At 48.7% G+C, this 230-nt stretch carries 1 protein-coding gene; it reads right to left on the reverse strand.

The features are described from left to right. On the reverse strand, positions 1-210 hold a 210-nt coding region (locus tag R0J92_RS27345), incomplete at its 3' end, for a hypothetical protein (protein WP_411053991.1). Positions 211-230 lie beyond the last annotated feature (20 nt).

Below are 230 nucleotides of genomic sequence, written 5' to 3' on the forward strand. Positions count from 1 at the left end.
CGCCTCGACGTTAGAAACATCGTCAGGCACATCCACAGCTAGACTGCCGGGCTTAGTTTCAACCAGCCGGATCGTCTTATTCATTTCTAAAAAGCGCAGTATCTCGATATCTTCGCTATACTCCAGCTCGCTTTTACGCCCAAAGTTACGGAACGCCTGAAGTTCATCGCGGGTAAAGGCGTAAATACACACCTGTTTCTTATAACGCACGGGGGCACATTTAGCGTCTT

The sequence above is a fragment of the Tritonibacter sp. SIMBA_163 genome, assembly GCF_046535935.1.
Classification (GTDB): domain Bacteria; phylum Pseudomonadota; class Alphaproteobacteria; order Rhodobacterales; family Rhodobacteraceae; genus Epibacterium; species Epibacterium scottomollicae.